The sequence below is a fragment of the Bacillus sp. AFS012607 genome (assembly GCF_002558005.1).
Taxonomy (GTDB): domain Bacteria; phylum Bacillota; class Bacilli; order Bacillales; family Bacillaceae_G; genus Bacillus_A; species Bacillus_A thuringiensis_S.
The window spans coordinates 128434-147361 of the sequence record NZ_NTVM01000006.1 but is presented as its reverse complement, the minus strand read 5'-3'; the positions used below and the strand labels follow the sequence as shown (position 1 = coordinate 147361).

The following is an 18928-nucleotide window of genomic DNA, read 5'->3' as shown; positions in this document are numbered from 1 at the left end:
ATTTAAATTTATATATTTCATTTCCAATTGATACACAATAAAACTAGTTTTTCCCTCTCAATGGACGTAAAAAAACTAAGGCGCATACCATTCCGCCTTAGTTTCTCATGCAAACTTTTCATTTTCATATAGATGTGTAATCTTATATTCCTTCTTCATAACATATTGCCACACACTATAAGCGTAACGGTTCATTTTCAAGAAACAATTTTCCAAAAATGAGCGAAACTCCGGATTAGCAACCTCCACTGCAACTTGAGCAAACTTTAAAGCTAATCGTTTCAAGTGCGCAATATAACAGGTTGCAATATGAATATCCCCTGTATATTTACTAACTGTCTCCTTTTCCATTTCATGCAAATCAAACTCCGTTGTTTCACAGGTTATATGCTGCACATTCTCTCCTTCTTGAAAATTTACTTGTTCATTATATGCTTGTAACATATATGGTAAATGGTGCTGTAATAGATTTTTTAATTCTTCGTCTCTGACCTTTCCAGCATACTCTCCAACCTTGTATATTAGCATATAACTATATCTCATTAATTCTTTCATACAGTCCATTAAAGCGCCTCCCTTCTCTTTTGTCCATATGCTATAAATATGATGCTAAAACATTCGCTATTCTTGCTAAAAACCAATCCCATCCACTAATTTTCTCAAAATCTTCTTCAGAAAATCGTTTTGATTTATGAAAGTCTACCTGTAATCGACTCCATACTTCATCAACAACTGTTTTATCATATATGATACAGTTAGACTCGCAATTTAAATAAAAACTTCTATTATCAAAATTCGCTGTCCCAATATCAACAATTTCTCCATCAATGATTGTTACTTTCCCATGAAAGAATCCATTTCGATATTGATAAATCTCCGCTCCAGCATGTAACATATCTTTCAAATATGGATAGGCAGCTTGTTTTAACAATATGGCATCACTTTTAAATGGCACGAGAATTTTTACATTAACACCACGATTTAATGCAGCTTTTAACTCTTTCACCATTTCTTTACTTGGTACAAAATATGGTGTAGCGATAATTAAAGACTTTTTAGCCTTTTTTAAAAGTGTCCCATACTTTTCCCATAAGCCTTTTCCATTTGAAAATAAATATTGATATTTCACATTCCCTAATGTAGGTATACTTTCATGTATAGGCATTTTTTCTCCTGTATCTTCTTTCCAATCTTCGGCGAACTTTCTTTCCATATCCGCTGCACCATCACCATGGATGCGCACGTGATAATCACGCCATGGCCCAAACTTCGGATCTTGTCCAAGGTACTCCTTTCCGATATTAAAGCCACCGACGTATGATATCTTTCCATCTATGGTAACAATGCGTCTATGATTCCGTTGATGCAAAGAATAGAACACATTTTTCAGTTTCAGTTTTTTACTAAATGTAAACTTCACACCGTTTTCCTTTAATCGGCTAATTACCTTTTTCTTCAACTTATATCCGCCTATCCGATCGACTGACAATTTCACTTCTACTCCGCTAGATGCTTTTTTCTCTAATAACTGTAAAAACTCTTGGCTTATTTCATCTTTTCCTACAATATAAAAATGGATATATATATACTTTTCTGCATCATTTATATCGTCAAATAATTTTCTATATAACTCTTCACCGTTCGTATATAGTTGAAATTCACCTAATCGAACTTGTCCTAATTCATATTCACTAGCCATTTCCTTCCCCATTTCCACATCGATGTTCATCCAAATGAATACACCTATTAAACAAAGAATTATAGCGAAAAAGTGCTTCATGGATAAATTCCTTTCTCCACTTACTGTTATTTCTATATCTTCCCTTTTTTATTACATTATCATTCAAGAAAATATGTCATTGCATGATATATGTCCATATCAAACAATAGCTCATTTGCATATTGTATGTTGTATCTTAAAATAAAAGGAGGAAATAACAATGGGCTTCGCACATGGTAATGGATTTGCGCTACTAGTCGTATTATTTATCCTCTTAATCATCGTCGGTGCTGCTTGCTTCTGCTAAGTAGCTACTGTCATATGATATGTGGATGAAAAAACTATAAAAGCGGACACCTATTTTTAGGTGTCCGCTTTTCATTTTAAAACCATTTCCGCCTACTATAGTAAATTAAATGGCTAAATATTCATCTCAAAAGGTTAACAATGTGGCTACTTTCTTACTCTCTGCCTTACGTATATGACGCTGTTCTGCACGTAACACAGCAATACGATGTAATTCTTTCTCTTCTTCTGTTTCAGGGATAACACGCGGTACAGGAACTGGATTATTTTCCTTACTAAGTGCCACAAAAGTAACGAATGACGTTGCCGCTATACGCTTCTCACCTGAGATTAAATCTTCAGCCACTACCTTCACAAACACTTCCATTGAAGTTCTTCCCGTCCAAATTACGAAAGATTCATAACTAACACAATCTGAAGAACGAACAGGATGTAAGAAATCGACCCAGTCCATAGATGCTGTGACACATTCCTTTCTCGAATGTCTGGATGCTGAAATAGAAGCAACCATATCCATCTCCGCTAATATCTTCCCACCAAATAGCGTGTTATGATCATTTAAATCTGTTGGGAATACTCGGCTCGTTTTGAACACCCTTGACTCATTGGCTGTTTTCCCCTTTACTTCTGTCATTGTTATCACCCCTTTAATGATTTATCCCTAATATTTCAATAATCACTATACGAAATGAACTACACGTTTAATATTAACAACATTCAGAACTTTTAGTCCACAAAAAAGAACCGATCCTATCAATCGGCCCCTCTAAATACATATTGTTCTTTCGGCTGTTCAACTTTATTCCATTTCGTTACTTCTAATACAGGAATATTCGCATGAAACGGCTGATAAAATTCAGTAGAAATTTCTCCCTCTATTTGAATCCAATCATCATTTTTCCATTCTACACCTTCTGGTTTTTTCACTAACATACCATACACACCAGAATCTGCTACACAATGTATAATACCGAAACGGAATAAGAAGTATTGTTCTTTTTTAGAAGAATCATCTCTAAAAACAAACCCTTTAAAAGATAATTTTTTCCCAGTAAACTCGCCAGGATAATTGTAAATTGTTTCCATACCCTTTAGGAAGTCTTCATCTTTCAAATTAATATTGTCTTTCGTAACAAACTCTTTCTTCCCTTTTTCCATTACACCGCGGTATCCTTCTTTCCCGTAATAAATGCTCGTATCAGGTCTTAGAAATTGTCTTGTCATAAATGGATCCTTACTTTCTGCTTGTGCAACAGGAAAATGAAATCCTTTCGCCTTAACAATATCTGAATCTAACGTTGCAATCGGGAAAAATAAGCCTGAGATAATCGGAAAACAAAACAATGAGTACGAAAATGCTTTTTTCCACCATGTATTCTCATCTTTTGAATGATCATGCCCGCAATGGCTATGGTCACAACTGCAATCATTTTTCTCTTTTTCCTTTTGGTGCTCTTTTTGGAAAACGACGATAATTTGTACAATCGTTAAGAAACCTAAAATAATTGCTGCTGTTGTTGATAAATAAGCATACTTCATATTGATATACTTCGTAATGTTACCCGAAATATGAAGCTGCGCAATTAATATTGTAAAACCTAATAATATATACGCTCGAAACATAACCTACCACCCCATCGCATAAATGAGTAGTGAGCTTGCATAAACAACAAGTGTAACTGTAACTGTAACGACAATTACAAATTTCGTTTTAAATGTCGCAAGCATCATAAACATATTTTTAATATCCACCATCGGTCCGTAAACAAGGAACGCGACAAGTGATGCTGTTGAAAATGTACTTTGGAATGATGAAGCAATAAACGCATCCGCTTCTGAACAAAGTGATAATATGTAAGCAAGTCCCATCATAACAGCTGGTGAAGAGAACGGCCCTTGTCCTATAGCAAGAAGTGTTGAAGTTTGTACGAACGTTTGAACTGCAGCTGCAATTAACGCACCTAATACTAAATATTTTCCCATCGAGAAAAATTCCTCAACAGCATGCGTACATACATCCCACATTTTTTTACGTAATGGACGCTTATGATTCACTTCTGGGAAGTGATCATCTCTTAATTGATGTTCTCTAAACATAAATGATAATATAATTCCAACGATAATTGCTACGATAATCGCTACAATAGAACGATACCATACCATGTGCATACTACTTCCAAAGGCAACGTATGTTGCAAATAAAACAACTGGATTAATAATTGGCCCAGTTAACATAAATGCAATCCCCGCATATGGCGGAACCCCTTTTCCGATTAATCGTCTTACAATCGGAACAATTCCACATTCACAACCTGGAAACAACATCCCTAAAAAAGTAGCTACTAAAACAGACAGAAATCGGTTTTTCGGCATCCATTTTGCTACCATATCTTCTGTCACGAACATTTGAATGAATCCTGAAATAAATACACCAATGAGCACGAAAGGAAGTGCTTCGATCAATATGGAGATAAAAATTGTATTCATTTGCAGGAATGCTTTCGGTAATTGAAACAATTCCATGATGTATTTCCTCCAACTTTTCATTAACAATATGTAATTTTAACCCCATTTCATTAATTGGACAAGGTTTATATGGAATACATACCCTTTATATACATTACATTGTACAAGTTATATTCTATTCAAAATTTGAGATTTCATAGCAAAAAAGCTGCTCTAGCGTAGTTATATAACTATGCTAGAGCAGCTTTTTTATCGTTAAAAGTAACGTTTCTTCCAAAAAACAAAAGCTAACGTGAAAGATAGTGTTACACATATGATGAGTACAATTACAAAACCGTGGGCTTCCCCTTCAAACGGAACCTTTACGTTCATTCCAAAGAAACTAGAAACCATCGTCGGTAAAGATAAAATGATCGTAATTGACGTTAACAGTTTCATAACACTATTTAAATTATTTGATATAACGGAGCTAAAAGTATTCATCATTCCACTTAAAATGTGACTATATATTTCCGCCATTTCAATAGCCTGTTTATTTTCAATTAATACATCTTCTAATAAATCTTGATCGTCTTCATACATTTTTAAAAATGTACTATTACGCATTAACTTTTGAATCACAATTTTATTAGCCTTTAATGACGTTGTAAAGTATACTAAACTTTTCTCAAGGCCTAATAATGTGAAAATCTCTTTATTTTTCATTGACTGATTTAATTGATGCTCTAAATCAATTGTTTTTCGATTTATTTGCTTTAAGTATCTTAAATAATAAGTAGAAATCGTATATAAGAGCTGAAGTGCAAAGCGCGTCTTCTTAAACGTATAAAATTCTTTAATACGTTGATTAATAAAACGTTCAAAAATTGGGTTTTCTTCTAAACAAATTGTCACAAAGCAATCTGGCATCACAATCATACCTATTGGAATCGTGTCATAAATCGAATTTCCTTCTTCGTCATGTCTAACTGTCGGAATATCCACGATAATTAAAGTATTATTGTCTTCCTTTTCAATACGAGAGCGTTCTTCATCATCCAAAGGGTCTTTAATGAAATCTAAGTCTACATTTAAAGTTTGTACTAGATATTGAATTTCTTCTTCTGTTGGATGAAGTACATTAATCCAGCACCCCTTTTGCATTTCCTCAATCTCTTGTAGTTTTCCGTTTCGGTCTGTTAAATATATATTTAACATACTATCACCCCGATTCTTTTTACATGTAGGAATCTACCTCTCTTAAATCACAGTTTTTAAACCGCCATTCTCAGCATATGAAACATACGTTTAAATTTCAATAGAAAAATTATTTTGAAAACGTTTTTATAAGAAAAATATTATAAACATAGAAAAAGACAGAGTGCTCTCTGCCTTAAAAGCTTATGTTGCCTTTATAACATATTTAGAAAGCATCCACAAGTTAAACCCAACTGAAATCGTATAGCCCGCGTATGTTGAAATAATAAAACTTACATAATCGAAATACGGAAGCAATACAATATTTAAAACTATTTTCACAATAATTCCAATCACTAGTCCTAGCACCGTCTTCTGCTGTTGATTGATTCCTTGTAGCATAGCAGCCGTTACTGTAAAAAGAGAAAATAGTATGCAAGCAGGAGCATAATACTGTAAAATGATTCTCCCCATCTCTGGATCATTTCCAGCACCGAATAAAAGAGTATATACAGGCTTGGCTAACACAATCATTCCAATTGCAGCCGGCACCGTAATCGCTACTACTAATACATTTGTTCTCGTAAAATGTTTGTACAATAGCTTCGTATTTCCTGCTGTGTAAGCTTTCGTCATCTCTGGTACGAGAGACATACTAAAAGCTGTCGCAACGGATACCGGGATGAGCACAACCATTTGAACAAGACCAATTATCGCATTAATTTTTTCCGCTTCTCCTTGCATATACCCTATTTGTATAAGTAGTTTATTAATTGTAAATGTATCAATAGTCTGATACAACGGAATTGCTAAGCCCACCACAACAAAAGGAATAGAATATGTAAAGAGCTCCTTATACAATGAGAAAAAGGATTTTGTTGTTTGTGGTATACTTGCCATCTCTTTTTTCTTTAAGTGCCTTCTCCTTCTTATATAATATGCACTTAAAACAGTTAATCCACCTACAGCTCCCATAAATGCACCGAACGTTGAAATACCAACCGCTAATGAAACAGACGCTTTTAAAACATATAAAACGACAAAGCTTCCTATTAAAATGGTTAAAACCCGAAAAAATTGCTCTACAACTACACTTAATGCAGAAGGCCCCATCGATTGGAATCCTTGAAAGAAGCCCCTTAATAAACTCATTACTGGCACAAGTATTAACGCAAAACTTACAATTCGAATATTAGTAGTAACCGCTCCTACACTATTCCCCGTTTGATCATTTCCATCGATGACAAGCTTAGCTAAATGCGGAGCTAGCATATATAACGTAAAACACGAAATGACTCCCATTATAAACATAAACACGATTCCACTTTTCAACACTCTCTTAACCGTATGATAATCATTCAGTTGATCATATTTTGATACCATTTTTGAAACTGCAAGTGGTAATCCCATTGTCGCAATGCTGAGCATAATTGTATAGGGGCGATATGCATACGTATATAAAACATACCCACTCGTACCGACCATTGCTGTAAATGGTATAACATATATAAACCCTAACATTTTTGATATCATCGTTGCCATCGTTAAAAATATCGTTCCACGTATAAACGGTGACCCTTTCATCACATTCCTCCGCTACGCTTTATTATTATACATTATGGACAACTCTTTTTTTTTAGAACCGAACCGAAACAAATAAAAAAAGCCAATGAATTATCATTGACTTTAGCGTGTTGTTTTTTTCTTTTTCAAATATTTTAAACCGAAGTATAGAGCAATAAAAAGAACAGCTCCTATAATTATGTAATGTGTGTAATCAGATGCATACTCTTTAATTTGTCGCCAATTCCCACCAAGTTTTTCACCTAAGTATATAAATAGAATTGACCATGGAATGATCGCTACAACCGTATAAAGCGTAAATAGTTTTAATGGCATCTTAGCTAGTCCTGCTGGAATAGAGATTGCATGACGTACTACTGGGATAAAGCGCGCAGAAAATATTACGCCAGCTCCATAACGCTTAAACCAACCTTCCGCTATGTCTAAATGGTGTTTATTAATAAGCAGATATTTCCCATATTTCTCTACAACCGGACGCCCTCCGTAGTATCCAAGCCAGTATAAAAAGATTTGGGCTAAAGTACCACCAATCGTTCCGGCGATAACTGCACCCACAAAACTAATTTTACCATCCGCTACTAAAAAGCCAGCATACGAAAGTACAATTTCACTTGGGATTACTTCAATCATTAAAGCAAGAGCTACTCCAAAGTAACCTAAGCTTGCAAAAAATTGCAATAACTGATCTATTATGTTTGCTAACATGTTCTTTTTTATCTCCTTTTTTCTTCACATACCATCCCATTATTACATAAAGGCTGCAATCTGCCAATATCTTCATTTTAACAATATGTACAATTCAAGCAGGATTAATCTATTAATTTCTCTTTCTGCGGGTCTTTCATGTAGGCAAACATCTCTTTAATTTGGTCTTCTGTATTTCTAGCAATTGATAAATTAGGCAATTCATTTTCACCAAAAAACTCCACCTCTTCTGTTTCAATGCTAGTTTTCTTTTCTCCACCAATAATCTCGCATCCAATGAAAATCTTATATACATGCGTCGCCGATGGAGATGGTTGATGTTTTTCTTTATCAAATATAGCTAGTAACTTAAAATGATCTACCTCATAACCCGTCTCTTCGACAACCTCTTTTGCTGCAACTTCGGTTGGCGTATAACCGACATCAGCCCATCCACCTGGCAATGCCCATTTCCCATCGCTTTTTTCTTTCACAAATAATAACTTTTCATTTTGAAAAACAACTGCTCTTATATCAACTTTAGGTGTTTGATAGCCTGTCTCACTTGCAAATAATTTCTCTACAACTTCCCAATCAGTTTTTGTGTAATGTGACATCATCGAAATCGAAATGTCTCGTAATTGTTGGAAGCGTTCTATATCGTACACATCCTTAGAATACGTTAAACCTGCTTGGGTTATAGATTGTATTTGTTTTACCCAATCAATCCATTTAATCGTCATATATCCGCATCCCCATTCTCTTTCAAATATATTACTTCACTTTTATTGATACATCTTTATTATACAAAAAAAAGAGATTGATAACGTTTCAATCTCTTTCAAAATTAATCCAATTCATATAAGTGGTCTTGTATATATTTTCTTCTTTTATTTATATATTCATAAATCATATCAGCCTCTTGATCAAATGTTTCTAATTTTTCTTTCATATATGGATCTTGTAGTAAATATGGACGAATCAATTCACACAATCCTTCTACTTTCGGCCTCATAAACGAAACTGTAAATTGGTCTTCTAATATTTCTTCTAAAATACTTCGATACTGCTTTCTAAACACAGGTATGTCTAACAATCTTGCACTTAGCGTGTTATACCCTTGAATGCGGATATATTCATGATTAAGCGGTCTCCCTTGTACATCTCGCCCCCAAGTCGCATCATAATCCCACGGTATAACTTCAAATAAATTTGTTTCATCGTTATGATATAGTGCATAGTTATGGACAAAACCATCAAAGTTTTGCGTAAAAATAACTCCTGCTAACCATCGTAAATATTTATCTACATGTAGAAACTTCCCAATCTCTTTTTCATAGGCTTCCCTCGTCAAAGTATTCGCTTGAAATACAAATTCACTCAGTTGTTCTTCACTATTTTCATTCGAATATTTAAATTCATAACCCGCAAAGAGCTCCGTCTTAACATCTTTATCTCGTTCACTCATTAATGAAAAATTCGCATCATCATCTATCGCATAATAAATAGAACCACTCGGTAATCCTCTATTTTTCAAAAAGTTTTCATCAACCGATTCTAACTGTAAATACACACCTTGAATTTGACCATTAATTTTTATAAATACATGTTGTGATTTTGGCGAAAGTACACCAATGTTATGAAAAAAGTCTAGCGATAGTTTATTTCGTATGAGAGACGGATCCATAAACTCAGAATTCAAATGAAACTCTTTCGCACCTTGAAATTTTTTTGGTTTATAAAACATAACATGATAAGATTTTTTCTCAAACTCACGAATATGAGCTCCTCGGTATACGATATCAATGTCATATTTCTTTTTTCCATAAGTTAATTTTGCTGGCACTGGACTATCTGACCAAATGTCTTTTTTCAATTCCACTAAGTACATTGGATGAACAAAAAAATCATATGAAGGTAACATATTTTCTCATCCCTTCTCAGTTCTCTTCATTCAATGTATGCGCCTTGTCTTGTCCATACATCCGCTATCATCTATTTATAGAAAATTACACTCTTGTCCTGTTCAGAAAGACGTCATCTCTCATATCATGTTAAGGAAAAAGAATACCTTTTCAACTTAATACATGATAAGGAGGATTTCTATGAAACGTGATATTAGAAAAGCTGTTGAAGAAATCAAAAGTGCTGGGATGGAGGATTTCTTACACCAAGATCCAAGCACATTCGAATGTGATGACGATTGCTCTTCAAAAATTGAGTGTAGCGACGATTGTAAATGCCCAAGAACAAGATGTACTCGTGTGAAACATTGTACATTTGTTACAAAATGTACTCACGTTAAAAAGTGGACATTTGTTACGAAATGTACTCGTGTACGCGTTCAAAAATGGACGTTCGTTACGAAAGTAACACGTAGAAAAGAATGCGTTTTAGTTACAAAACGTACGCGTAGAAAACATTGTACTTTCGTTACAAAATGTGTACGTTTTGAAAAGAAATTTTACTGGACTAAACGATGTTACTGTAAAAAATGCGAATTCTTCCCTCACGGACACGGCGGCTCTTGCGATGATTCATGTGATCATGGTAAAGACTGTCACGATGATGGGCACAAATGGAATGATTGCAAAGGCGGACATAAATTCCCATCTTGCAAAAATAAGAAATTTGATCACTTCTGGTATAAAAAACGTAACTGCTAGTTTTTATACCACCAAAAAAAGGCCGTTTTGCGGCCTTTTTTACATTTATTGAAAGTGACTTATATCTGCAAATTGTTTCACTTTACCAATACCCTCTTCAAATTCTATTATGCTCAAACTAGCACTATGCATAAATGGATCATCCCACACATTTTCTATTTCAATTCCCGCGAAATGCCCTACAAGTAATTTTGCTGCTGCCGCATGAGAAACAATCAATATGCTTTGTCCCTTATGCTTCTCTAAAAGAAGCTGCATCCCTTCAATTACTCTTTCATAAACGGCCTCAAAATTTTCGCCTGATGTTGACTGAAAAAGATGTGGCTCATTCCAAAACAGATGTACTTCTTCTGGAAATTGCTTTTCTATATCCGCGATTGTTTGTCCTTCCCATATACCCATGTTGATTTCATAGAAATGCTCATCCGCTATAATGGGTATATCACGTTCCCCCTTTATTAACTCTGCCGTATGAAGTGTTCTTTCGCTCGGACTACTATAGATCGCATGGATTGGTAAATCTTTCATTCGATTCCCTAATTGTTTCGCCTGAACTATACCATTTTCAGTTAAAGCAGAATTTTTCCGTCCTTGCATTCGCTTCACTACATTCCACACTGTTTCACCATGCCTTGTTACATATATAGTTGTTTTCATTTCTTACTCCCCCTCACCATGTTGGTCGTAATTCCCACGGTTCAACTCTCCCTACAATCCACTCCGCTCGTTTACTTTCAATCCCTTTTATAACTCCATCAGCTATCTCTTCATGAGTAAGCCATCTTCCATATGTATCTTCTAAAATAAAACCTAAAATAATTCTATGATAACTACATCGCGTACTCCCTATTTTTTGTGCAGTCATACGTGATGCTTTACTACCTAAAATATGAAATAAACTATATGTTTTAGACGATAAATCTAGTTCTTTACAAATATTTGATAGTGCATGCTTTGCACTTGAGTGTACCCATGCAACAGCTAATGTGATCGGGCCATTTTTCTCAACTGTACTTTTAATAGCTAGCTTTACATCTTCATCATTATGATAATCTAACGAAAGGCATGTAATATTTTCTAGTGTAGAACTCATCCGCTTAACATTTTCTAATTTCACTTCATCTCGCCCGATAATAGAAACATGAAACCCTTGCTCACAAAGCCACATAGAAACTCTCTTTAGCATTCCTGTTCCACCAATTACAAGTGCATGCAAATGCTATCCCTCCCTAATAAAATGTCATATGAGGTTTCTCATCTCTATAATAATTTAAACGATCTTGCAGTGTCCCTGAGTGAAACTCAAATTTATGACCGTCAGGATCAACAAAGTATATAGATTCGCAATCTCTGACATCACGTTCTCTTCCTTTTAAAATATGAACATCATTTTCTTCTAATCGCTGTATTAGATATTCAAAGTCTTCTTGTTCAACAGAAAATGCAATGTGCGTATAAGATTGATGAATCTCATTTCTCGGAATATGTGTCTCTTCATTAAGCGCTATCCATACTCCACATATGTTAAAATACGCCAATTTCCTCCCTTTAACTAATAATTCTCCTTCTAATACTTTTTCATAAAACATAATAGAGTTTTCTAAATTAGATACCGAAAAACAAATATGATTGATTCCCCTTAACAACTATAATTCCTCCTTATACAAATAAAAGATGAGCGAAAATTCACTCACCTTTTATTGTACTATTTTTTTGTAACATATGCCCATTTATAACTGAAGTCCCCGCCAAACGTATGGTTAGCAATGCCTTTTACAAACGGCTTCTCTAAATAAGCTGTACTTTGTTGGTACGTAGGAGAAATTGCTGCGTCTTGACCAATTAAGATTTTTTCAGCTTCCGCAAGTGCATTCCAGCGTGCTTTATCATCTTTTAATAGCTCTCCTTTTGATTTCGCTACTAAATCATCATACTTCGGATTAGAATAATCCATTTCATTAAATGAGCTTCCAGTAACAAACATATCAATATAAGTCATTGGATCCGGATAATCAGGGCTCCATGCAGATAATGAGAATTCATATTGGAATTTCTTTTCTAAATCTAGCTTCTGCTTGTATGGTTGCTGTTTCAAATTCACTTTAATACCAGGCAAGTTTTTCTCTAGTTCTTCTTTAATAAAGTCGCCTACTTTTTTACGGCTACCGTTATCATCGTTTAGTAATTCAACCGTAATTGTATCTTGACCAAGCTCTTTCTTCGCTTCTTCCCATAATTTTTTTGCTTTCTCTGCATTATCTTTACTATCACGGAAGTTTTTATTTACAGAGCGGAAGTCTTTTCCATCCGGACCTGTCGTGAATTTTTCAGGTACTAAGAAATATGCTGGCAATGAACCGTCATTTAAAATGACATCAGCAATTCCTTTTTTATCATATGCCAAATCAATTGCTTCACGTACTTTTTGGTTTTTAAATGTTGCATTTTTTTGGTTAAAACGCAAGAAATATATGCGTGGATCTAACTTCGTTTTAAATTCATCTGGTTTATTCTTTTTATATTTATCAACAAATTCAGAAGTTAAAATAACTCGATCTGCTTGATCACTATCATATAAATTTACTCCCGTGCTTGTTTCCTTCACAATACTTACATTAATTTCGTCTAACTTTACAGTATCTTTATCCCAATAATTAGGATTTTTCTTTAACTGATAATTTTGTTCATGTTTCCATTGACTCATTGTAAATGGTCCATTATATAATAATTTATCTGCTTCTAATCCATATTTATCTCCTTGCTCTTTCACATATTTTTCATTTAATGGGAAAAATGTAGGGAACGACGTAAGCTCAAGAAAATAAGGTGCTGGTTGCTCTAATTCTACTACCAACGTTTTATCATCCTTCGCTTTAACACCCAATTGATCTGCTGGTAATTCACCTTTATTTACTTTCTGTGCATTTTTCACATCAAATAAAATGAATGCATATTCTGCCGCTATTGCTTTATCTAATGTACGTTGCCATGCATATACAAAATCTTGTGCTCGAACTGGATCACCATTTGACCATTTCGCATCACGTAATTCAAATGTATATGTCTTTTTATCTTCACTAATCTTCACATCTTTTGCCATACCTGGTGTTGGTTTATTATCTTTATCTAGACGATATAAACCTTCCATTGCATTTACAAATACACGGAAAGATACAGAATCCGTTGATTTAGATGTATCCATTGAAGGAATTTCAGCTGTTTCTAGCAAATTTAAAACTTGTTTATCAGCCATTCCCTTATTCGATTCTTTCTTCGTTGTCGAAGCCTTCTCACCATTCCCACATCCTGCAACCAATACACTCGTCGTTAACGCAAGTGCAGCAATTGTTGTTGTCTTTCTCTTCATTCTTCCTTCCCCCAATCTATATGTATAAGTTAAATCCTATATAATATATTTTATTATACAAAAGATTCTGATTATTTTAAATATTTATTTTAACAAACATAGAAAAAAGCGATCGGAAATTTCTTTCCAGTCGCTTCCTTGAATAGCATTTACTTGTAATCCATCCTCTATATCAAATGGATTTTGAACTTTAAATATTTCTTCCATCAGCTTCAAAAACTCTTCTTCAGTTTTAGATTCACCATTAACCATAAGTGAGTATGGTTCCACTTCACCTAATTTATAATCGACAACAAATTGAATCTTCACCTTTTGTCTTGGCGTTCCGGCGTTATATCCTTGGAATTCTACTAATTCTAACCCTTCCGTTCCACGATAATATATCCAACCTGAATTTTGAAAATAATTTTCGAAAGATTCACCTATTGAAAAGAAAGGATATTCATAAAGCGAGCTTGTACGAACCTTTTGAATAACGTCTCGATCAGTCGGAAAAAAGAAATGACTAAAAAATATGCTAGCAACTGCTAAAATAGTAACAATTGTCGCTCCCATTTTGCTCGTTCCGCCGCTATCATTGATTAGATAGTTTTCAACTGATTTATCTTTTATTTCTCTTGCTTTTATTCGGTATATACGTCTTTCCGCAAATTGATAGTATAATCCATTTGCAAAAATCCCCATTCCAAACAGAATAAAAATGAGTAATAAAAACGTAAGAGGTACCATATTAATGATTGGCAACGCTACATTAAATCCCATATAATACGAAAATGCATCACACGCTACTAATAACAACATAAATAAAGCAGCTGGTACATAATACTTACGATATCCTAGCCAGCCTATATTGAAAATAGCAGCCCAACCATTCCAGCTCCACCTAGCAATCCGCTTATTCTCAAGCTCCCATTTCCTTTTGTAATACGGATATTGTCTCCCTACATATACTTCTAGTTCTTTATCTATTAACGAGCTGCCTTCATCTTGTTCATTATCCAAGTTTCGCTGACAACTTGCACAATTTAACTGTTCCTCCTCGCAAGGTTGCCCACAATTTATACATTTCAAAACAATCCCTCTTCCCATACATACGTCATTTCAAAATACCTTCGTGTTTTAATAACCACTCTTTCCTCCATAAACCACCCGCATATCCAACAAGCTTTCCACTCTTTCCTATTACACGGTGACATGGAACGATTATTGAAATTGGATTCCGACTATTTGCCCCTCCTATTGCCCGTACAGCTTTTGTATTTCCAACCTTCTCTGCAATATCTAAATATGAAGCACTTACGCCGTACGGAATAGTATAAAGAGCATCCCATACATTTTTTTGAAATGCGGTTCCCTCCGCAGACAGCGGGACCGTAAACTCTTTTCTTTTCCCTTTAAAATATTCATCTAACTCATTTATACATTGTTCTATCATTTCATTTTTATTCTCTTCTTGTCGTTCATCAACAAATATAACAGACGTAATGCCTTCTTGATTTGCTGTAATTTCTAGCAAACCTACTTCGCTTTCATAATAAGCCTGGTACATATGTCATCCTCCAATTCAGTTCATATTAGTCATTGTAACACGAATAAACAAAATTTTTCGTATAAGCGTTTTATTAGAGAAACAAAAAAGAGAATGGTAAAATATAAGAAAATTCAATCAAGGAGGCTATTTGATGAATTCCAAGCTTTTTTCACCTTATACAATTAAGAACGTTACACTAAAAAATCGTATCGTTATGTCGCCTATGTGTATGTATTCATCGGGGAATGAAGATGGCCGCGTTACGAATTTCCATCTCATTCATTATGGAACTCGCGCTGCTGGCCAAGTAGGTTTAGTTATGGTTGAAGCAACTGCCGTTTTAGCTGAAGGACGAATTTCTAACAAAGACTTAGGCATTTGGGATGACAACCTAATTGAAGGCTTACATAAAACGACTACTTTTATACATGATAACGGTGCAAAAGCTGCCATCCAACTCGCTCACGCCGGAAGAAAAGCTGAATTAGGTACGAATGCTTTCGCTCCTTCTGCAATTCCTTTTAGTGATACGATGAAAATACCAGTAGAAATGAATATACAGCAAATCAAAGAGACTATATTAGCTTTTCAGAGGGCCGCGTTACGTTCAAAACAAGCCGGATTTGATGTTATCGAACTACATGGCGCTCACGGTTACCTTATCAATGAATTCCTATCACCACTTACTAATAAACGAACGGATGAATACGGCGGCTCACCTGAAAACCGCTATCGCTTCTTACGCGAAATCATCGACTCTGTAAATAAAGTTTGGGACGGACCAATATTCGTTCGTATTTCAGCAAATGATTATCACCCTGACGGACTAACAGTTCAAGATTATGTTCAGTATACAAAGTGGATGAAAGAACAGGGAATAGATTTAATCGATTGTAGTTCTGGTGCAGTTGTACCAGCACATATTGATGTGTATCCTGGTTACCAAGTACAATACGCCAAACATATTAAAGAGTATACTAAGATTGCAACTGGTGCAGTTGGATTGATTACGACTGGATCTCAAGCAGAGCAAATTTTAAATGATAACGAAGCAGATTTAATTTTCATCGGACGTGAGTTACTTCGCAACCCGTACTTCCCGAGAATAGCAGCCAATGAACTTGGCTTTGAATTGCAAGAACCTCACCAATATAAGCGAGCACCAGGAAAAATTCATACGAATAAATAAAACCGAGAAGTCATTCTTCTCGGCTTTATTTATTCTATCGTTGTAATTTCATTTGAATTATAAGTATGGATACCCGATTCTTCTCGCAGCGCGGTTATATACATCCCTTTCGCCACATCTTTAGCTGAAATTGGTTTATACTTTTTGAAAGCTCCTTTAAAGATAAAAGGAATAATACGAGATAACTTTTCAGCCATTCGTTCACCGAAACGAAATTCTTGTCGATTTCCTACTAATAATGATGGTCTAAAAATGTGAATACCACCGATCACTAACTTTTGCAATTCTTCTTCCATTTTTCCTTTCACTTGTGAATAAAAGAAAAATGATTTAGGATTCGCTCCCATAGAAGACACAACAAGGAAATTTTGTACCCCTTGTTTTTCAGCTAAACAAGCAGCTCGTAACGTATATTCATAATCTACTTTTTTAAAATTTGCTTTTGTTTTTGCTTTTTTTATTGTTGTTCCTAAGCAACTAAAAACATCATCCACAGCAAAGAACTCTTTATATTCCTCTAATACCGAAAAATCAACTTGTTTCTGCTGTAACTTTTCATGTTGCCATTGCATTGGATCTCTTACAAAAATAGTAACCGAATCATAGTAATCTGATTCAAGTAATAGACGCGTTATCTCTTGTCCAACTAAACCACTTGCACCAAGTATTAACGCTGTTCGCTTATTCATATATGCATATACCTCTTATTTTACTTTTCTCTCCTTCAGTAAAATACAACCTTTAGGAGTTTCCTGATCTTATTTTACCACAAGTAAAACACTATGCGTACNNGTACGCATAGTGTTTTACTTACTCTTTTTTCTCATCTCTCTCTTGTAATTTCGTTATTGTTGTAGCGTCCCCTAAATTACTTATTAATCTTCTTAAAAAAATTAATACAAAAGATAATGGCAATACTACCGCTAATATTAATAAAATAGCTTCCATTAAGTAACCCAAACGCTCACCCCCCTCTTTAACCTCCTTTTCAATATATGAAAACAGCGTTGTCACATATGCATGCATTTGCAAAAATAATACACTTATATTTGACAACTTTATAACAAAAACAAATCGGAATGATTATTATTTATTGCAACTTTATTAAAGATGTATTATACTAAGTTCGCAAACTAAAACGTAATTATTCCGTTTTGTATTAAAATGATATTTTTCTTCTATAATTGGGGAAAATATATCCGTAAAAAAGAAAAGAGGAGAACTTCATGCCTAAAAGATTGACTATATTTTCATTCTTACTTATTTTTACCTTAATTTTCGCTGGCTGCTCAAATAAAAAAGAAAGTAATGCCAAGAAAGATGGAAAGCTAACAGTTTATACAACGATTTTCCCACTTGCTGATTTCGCAAAGAAAATCGGTGGCGACTATGTAAATGTTGAAGCAATTTACCCACCTGGTGCAGATTCACATACATTTGAACCAAGTCAAAAACAAACAGTACAAGTTGCAAAAGCTAATTTATTCGTTTATAACGGCGCTGAATTAGAACCATTTGCTGAAAAAATGGAAAAAACATTACAAAAAGAAAATGTTAAAATTGTAAATGCATCTAAAGGTATTGAGCTTCGTGCTTCTACTGAAGAAGAGCATCATGATCATGGAGATGGCCATAAAGAAGATGAACATCATCACGATAAAGACCCGCATGTTTGGTTAGATCCTACTCTAGCAATGAAACAGGCGGAAAAAATTAAAAATGCACTTGTAGAATTACAACCTGAACATAAACAAGAATTCGAAAAAAACTTCGCCGCACTTCAAACTAAATTTACTGATTTAGACGATCAATTTAAGGCAGCTGTAGCGAACGCAAAAACGAAAGAAATTTTAGTTTCTCATGCTGCCTATGGTTACTGGGAACAACGATACGGCCTAAAACAAATTCCTATCGCTGGAATTTCAGCTTCTGATGAACCATCTCAAAAGCAGCTTGCTGACATTACAAAAACAGTAAAAGAACATAGTCTAAAATATATTTTATTCGAAACGTTCTCTACTCCAAAAGTAGCATCCGTAATTCAAAAAGAAACTGGTACAAAAGTTTTACGCTTAAATCACTTAGCTACTATTTCTGAAGATGATGCGAAAAATAATAAAGATTACTTCACTTTAATGGAAGAAAACGTAAACACATTGAAAGAAGCAACAAACTAATCCATTATATTTTCTAGGCAGCTGAATCTGGTATTCAGCTGCCTTTTTATGTATTTATCCTT

22 protein-coding genes are annotated in these 18928 nt (G+C 34.5%); 4 read left to right on the top strand and 18 right to left on the bottom strand.

Going from position 1 to position 18928, the window contains the following annotated elements; genetic code table 11:
* Positions 1-105: 105 nt before the first annotated feature.
* Complete coding sequence (locus CN409_RS05420; protein WP_000340541.1) at positions 106-564, bottom strand: spore coat protein; 459 nt, start codon at positions 562-564, stop codon at positions 106-108.
* A 31-nt stretch (positions 565-595) separates the two neighbouring features.
* Positions 596-1780 (bottom strand): cardiolipin synthase, encoded by a 1185-nt coding sequence (gene cls / locus CN409_RS05415; protein ID WP_000680093.1) that lies wholly within the window; start codon positions 1778-1780, stop codon positions 596-598.
* A 160-nt stretch (positions 1781-1940) separates the two neighbouring features.
* On the opposite strand from cls, the gene CN409_RS05410 reads away from it, so the two are divergent.
* A complete protein-coding gene (locus CN409_RS05410) occupies positions 1941-2027 on the top strand; it encodes a YjcZ family sporulation protein (protein ID WP_000505094.1) in 87 nt (28 codons plus the stop codon).
* Between the two features lie 126 nt (positions 2028-2153).
* Here CN409_RS05410 and CN409_RS05405 read toward each other — a convergent pair whose 3' ends face one another.
* The 8 genes from CN409_RS05405 to cotH form a co-directional block, all read right to left on the bottom strand.
* Complete coding sequence (locus tag CN409_RS05405; RefSeq protein WP_000141164.1) at positions 2154-2660, bottom strand: acyl-CoA thioesterase; 507 nt, start codon at positions 2658-2660, stop codon at positions 2154-2156.
* A gap of 119 nt (positions 2661-2779) precedes the next feature.
* Entirely contained in the window at positions 2780-3649 is an 870-nt protein-coding gene (locus CN409_RS05400; RefSeq protein WP_000488058.1) for a TIGR03943 family putative permease subunit, read from the bottom strand.
* Between the two features lie 3 nt (positions 3650-3652).
* Positions 3653-4549: a permease gene (locus tag CN409_RS05395; protein ID WP_000418726.1), complete on the bottom strand. Its 897-nt coding sequence runs from the start codon at positions 4547-4549 to the stop codon at positions 3653-3655.
* 198 nt (positions 4550-4747) lie between these two features.
* Positions 4748-5689: a magnesium transporter CorA family protein gene (locus tag CN409_RS05390; protein ID WP_000932389.1), complete on the bottom strand. Its 942-nt coding sequence runs from the start codon at positions 5687-5689 to the stop codon at positions 4748-4750.
* Positions 5690-5872: 183 nt separating this feature from the next.
* The gene (locus CN409_RS05385) at positions 5873-7252 is read right to left on the bottom strand and encodes a putative polysaccharide biosynthesis protein (RefSeq protein WP_000678844.1); all 1380 of its coding nucleotides are present in this window, start codon (positions 7250-7252) and stop codon (positions 5873-5875) included.
* 102 nt (positions 7253-7354) lie between these two features.
* Positions 7355-7957 (bottom strand): undecaprenyl phosphate transporter UptA, encoded by a 603-nt coding sequence (gene uptA / locus CN409_RS05380; RefSeq protein ID WP_000880690.1) that lies wholly within the window; start codon positions 7955-7957, stop codon positions 7355-7357.
* A 104-nt stretch (positions 7958-8061) separates the two neighbouring features.
* The gene (locus tag CN409_RS05375) at positions 8062-8679 is read right to left on the bottom strand and encodes an NUDIX hydrolase N-terminal domain-containing protein (protein ID WP_000153595.1); all 618 of its coding nucleotides are present in this window, start codon (positions 8677-8679) and stop codon (positions 8062-8064) included.
* A 104-nt stretch (positions 8680-8783) separates the two neighbouring features.
* Positions 8784-9860, bottom strand: a complete 1077-nt coding sequence (cotH, locus tag CN409_RS05370) for a spore coat protein CotH (RefSeq protein WP_000938005.1) — start codon at positions 9858-9860, stop codon at positions 8784-8786.
* Positions 9861-10041: 181 nt separating this feature from the next.
* On the opposite strand from cotH, the gene exsB reads away from it, so the two are divergent.
* Entirely contained in the window at positions 10042-10602 is a 561-nt protein-coding gene (gene exsB, locus CN409_RS05365) for an exosporium protein ExsB (protein WP_000817480.1), read from the top strand.
* A gap of 45 nt (positions 10603-10647) precedes the next feature.
* Here exsB and CN409_RS05360 read toward each other — a convergent pair whose 3' ends face one another.
* The 6 genes from CN409_RS05360 to CN409_RS05335 all read right to left on the bottom strand — a co-directional run bounded on the left by CN409_RS05360 (position 10648) and on the right by CN409_RS05335 (position 15518).
* Positions 10648-11259 (bottom strand): phosphoserine phosphatase 1, encoded by a 612-nt coding sequence (locus CN409_RS05360; protein WP_097980842.1) that lies wholly within the window; start codon positions 11257-11259, stop codon positions 10648-10650.
* A gap of 13 nt (positions 11260-11272) precedes the next feature.
* On the bottom strand, positions 11273-11818 hold the full coding sequence (locus CN409_RS05355) for a short-chain dehydrogenase (RefSeq protein ID WP_000543153.1): 546 nt from the start codon (positions 11816-11818) through the stop codon (positions 11273-11275).
* A 13-nt stretch (positions 11819-11831) separates the two neighbouring features.
* Positions 11832-12248 carry a FosBx1 family fosfomycin resistance bacillithiol transferase gene (gene fosB, locus CN409_RS05350; protein WP_000943764.1) on the bottom strand — a complete coding sequence of 139 codons (417 nt, stop codon included), beginning with the start codon at positions 12246-12248 and terminating at the stop codon, positions 11832-11834.
* Between the two features lie 59 nt (positions 12249-12307).
* The gene (locus tag CN409_RS05345) at positions 12308-13969 is read right to left on the bottom strand and encodes a peptide ABC transporter substrate-binding protein (RefSeq protein ID WP_000824270.1); all 1662 of its coding nucleotides are present in this window, start codon (positions 13967-13969) and stop codon (positions 12308-12310) included.
* Positions 13970-14053: 84 nt separating this feature from the next.
* Positions 14054-15058, bottom strand: coding sequence for a DUF2628 domain-containing protein (locus CN409_RS05340; protein WP_017763053.1), 1005 nt, complete (start codon positions 15056-15058; stop codon positions 14054-14056).
* A gap of 7 nt (positions 15059-15065) precedes the next feature.
* Positions 15066-15518, bottom strand: a complete 453-nt coding sequence (locus tag CN409_RS05335) for a methylated-DNA--[protein]-cysteine S-methyltransferase (RefSeq protein WP_000283913.1) — start codon at positions 15516-15518, stop codon at positions 15066-15068.
* 133 nt (positions 15519-15651) lie between these two features.
* On the opposite strand from CN409_RS05335, the gene namA reads away from it, so the two are divergent.
* Positions 15652-16689, top strand: coding sequence for an NADPH dehydrogenase NamA (namA, locus tag CN409_RS05330; RefSeq protein WP_001086172.1), 1038 nt, complete (start codon positions 15652-15654; stop codon positions 16687-16689).
* Positions 16690-16718: 29 nt separating this feature from the next.
* On the opposite strand, the gene CN409_RS05325 is transcribed toward namA, so the two are convergent.
* The gene (locus CN409_RS05325; RefSeq protein ID WP_001042730.1) at positions 16719-17378 is read right to left on the bottom strand and encodes an oxidoreductase; all 660 of its coding nucleotides are present in this window, start codon (positions 17376-17378) and stop codon (positions 16719-16721) included.
* Positions 17379-17499: 121 nt separating this feature from the next.
* Positions 17500-17649, bottom strand: coding sequence for a hypothetical protein (locus CN409_RS31690; protein ID WP_000540932.1), 150 nt, complete (start codon positions 17647-17649; stop codon positions 17500-17502).
* A 266-nt stretch (positions 17650-17915) separates the two neighbouring features.
* Between CN409_RS31690 and CN409_RS05315 the strand changes: the two genes are divergently transcribed.
* A complete protein-coding gene (locus CN409_RS05315; RefSeq protein ID WP_001126157.1) occupies positions 17916-18866 on the top strand; it encodes a metal ABC transporter substrate-binding protein in 951 nt (316 codons plus the stop codon).
* Positions 18867-18928 lie beyond the last annotated feature (62 nt).

Bases quoted from the DNA above. Each gene is read 5' to 3' on its own strand.
- CN409_RS05395 (WP_000418726.1), bottom strand. From the start codon at position 4,549: ATGGAATTGTTTCAATTACCGAAAGCATTCCTGCAAATGAATACAATT.
- exsB (WP_000817480.1), top strand. From the start codon at position 10,042: ATGAAACGTGATATTAGAAAAGCTGTTGAAGAAATCAAAAGTGCTGGG.
- CN409_RS05375 (WP_000153595.1), bottom strand. From the start codon at position 8,679: ATGACGATTAAATGGATTGATTGGGTAAAACAAATACAATCTATAACC.
- CN409_RS05360 (WP_097980842.1), bottom strand. From the start codon at position 11,259: ATGAAAACAACTATATATGTAACAAGGCATGGTGAAACAGTGTGGAAT.
- CN409_RS05315 (WP_001126157.1), top strand. From the start codon at position 17,916: ATGCCTAAAAGATTGACTATATTTTCATTCTTACTTATTTTTACCTTA.
- CN409_RS05340 (WP_017763053.1), bottom strand. From the start codon at position 15,058: ATGGGAAGAGGGATTGTTTTGAAATGTATAAATTGTGGGCAACCTTGC.
- CN409_RS05390 (WP_000932389.1), bottom strand. From the start codon at position 5,689: ATGTTAAATATATATTTAACAGACCGAAACGGAAAACTACAAGAGATT.
- cotH (WP_000938005.1), bottom strand. From the start codon at position 9,860: ATGTTACCTTCATATGATTTTTTTGTTCATCCAATGTACTTAGTGGAA.
- CN409_RS05400 (WP_000488058.1), bottom strand. From the start codon at position 3,649: ATGTTTCGAGCGTATATATTATTAGGTTTTACAATATTAATTGCGCAG.
- CN409_RS05335 (WP_000283913.1), bottom strand. From the start codon at position 15,518: ATGTACCAGGCTTATTATGAAAGCGAAGTAGGTTTGCTAGAAATTACA.
- cls (WP_000680093.1), bottom strand. From the start codon at position 1,780: ATGAAGCACTTTTTCGCTATAATTCTTTGTTTAATAGGTGTATTCATT.
- uptA (WP_000880690.1), bottom strand. From the start codon at position 7,957: ATGTTAGCAAACATAATAGATCAGTTATTGCAATTTTTTGCAAGCTTA.
- CN409_RS05420 (WP_000340541.1), bottom strand. From the start codon at position 564: ATGGACTGTATGAAAGAATTAATGAGATATAGTTATATGCTAATATAC.
- CN409_RS05385 (WP_000678844.1), bottom strand. From the start codon at position 7,252: ATGAAAGGGTCACCGTTTATACGTGGAACGATATTTTTAACGATGGCA.
- CN409_RS05345 (WP_000824270.1), bottom strand. From the start codon at position 13,969: ATGAAGAGAAAGACAACAACAATTGCTGCACTTGCGTTAACGACGAGT.
- CN409_RS05405 (WP_000141164.1), bottom strand. From the start codon at position 2,660: ATGACAGAAGTAAAGGGGAAAACAGCCAATGAGTCAAGGGTGTTCAAA.
- CN409_RS05410 (WP_000505094.1), top strand. From the start codon at position 1,941: ATGGGCTTCGCACATGGTAATGGATTTGCGCTACTAGTCGTATTATTT.
- CN409_RS05325 (WP_001042730.1), bottom strand. From the start codon at position 17,378: ATGAATAAGCGAACAGCGTTAATACTTGGTGCAAGTGGTTTAGTTGGA.
- namA (WP_001086172.1), top strand. From the start codon at position 15,652: ATGAATTCCAAGCTTTTTTCACCTTATACAATTAAGAACGTTACACTA.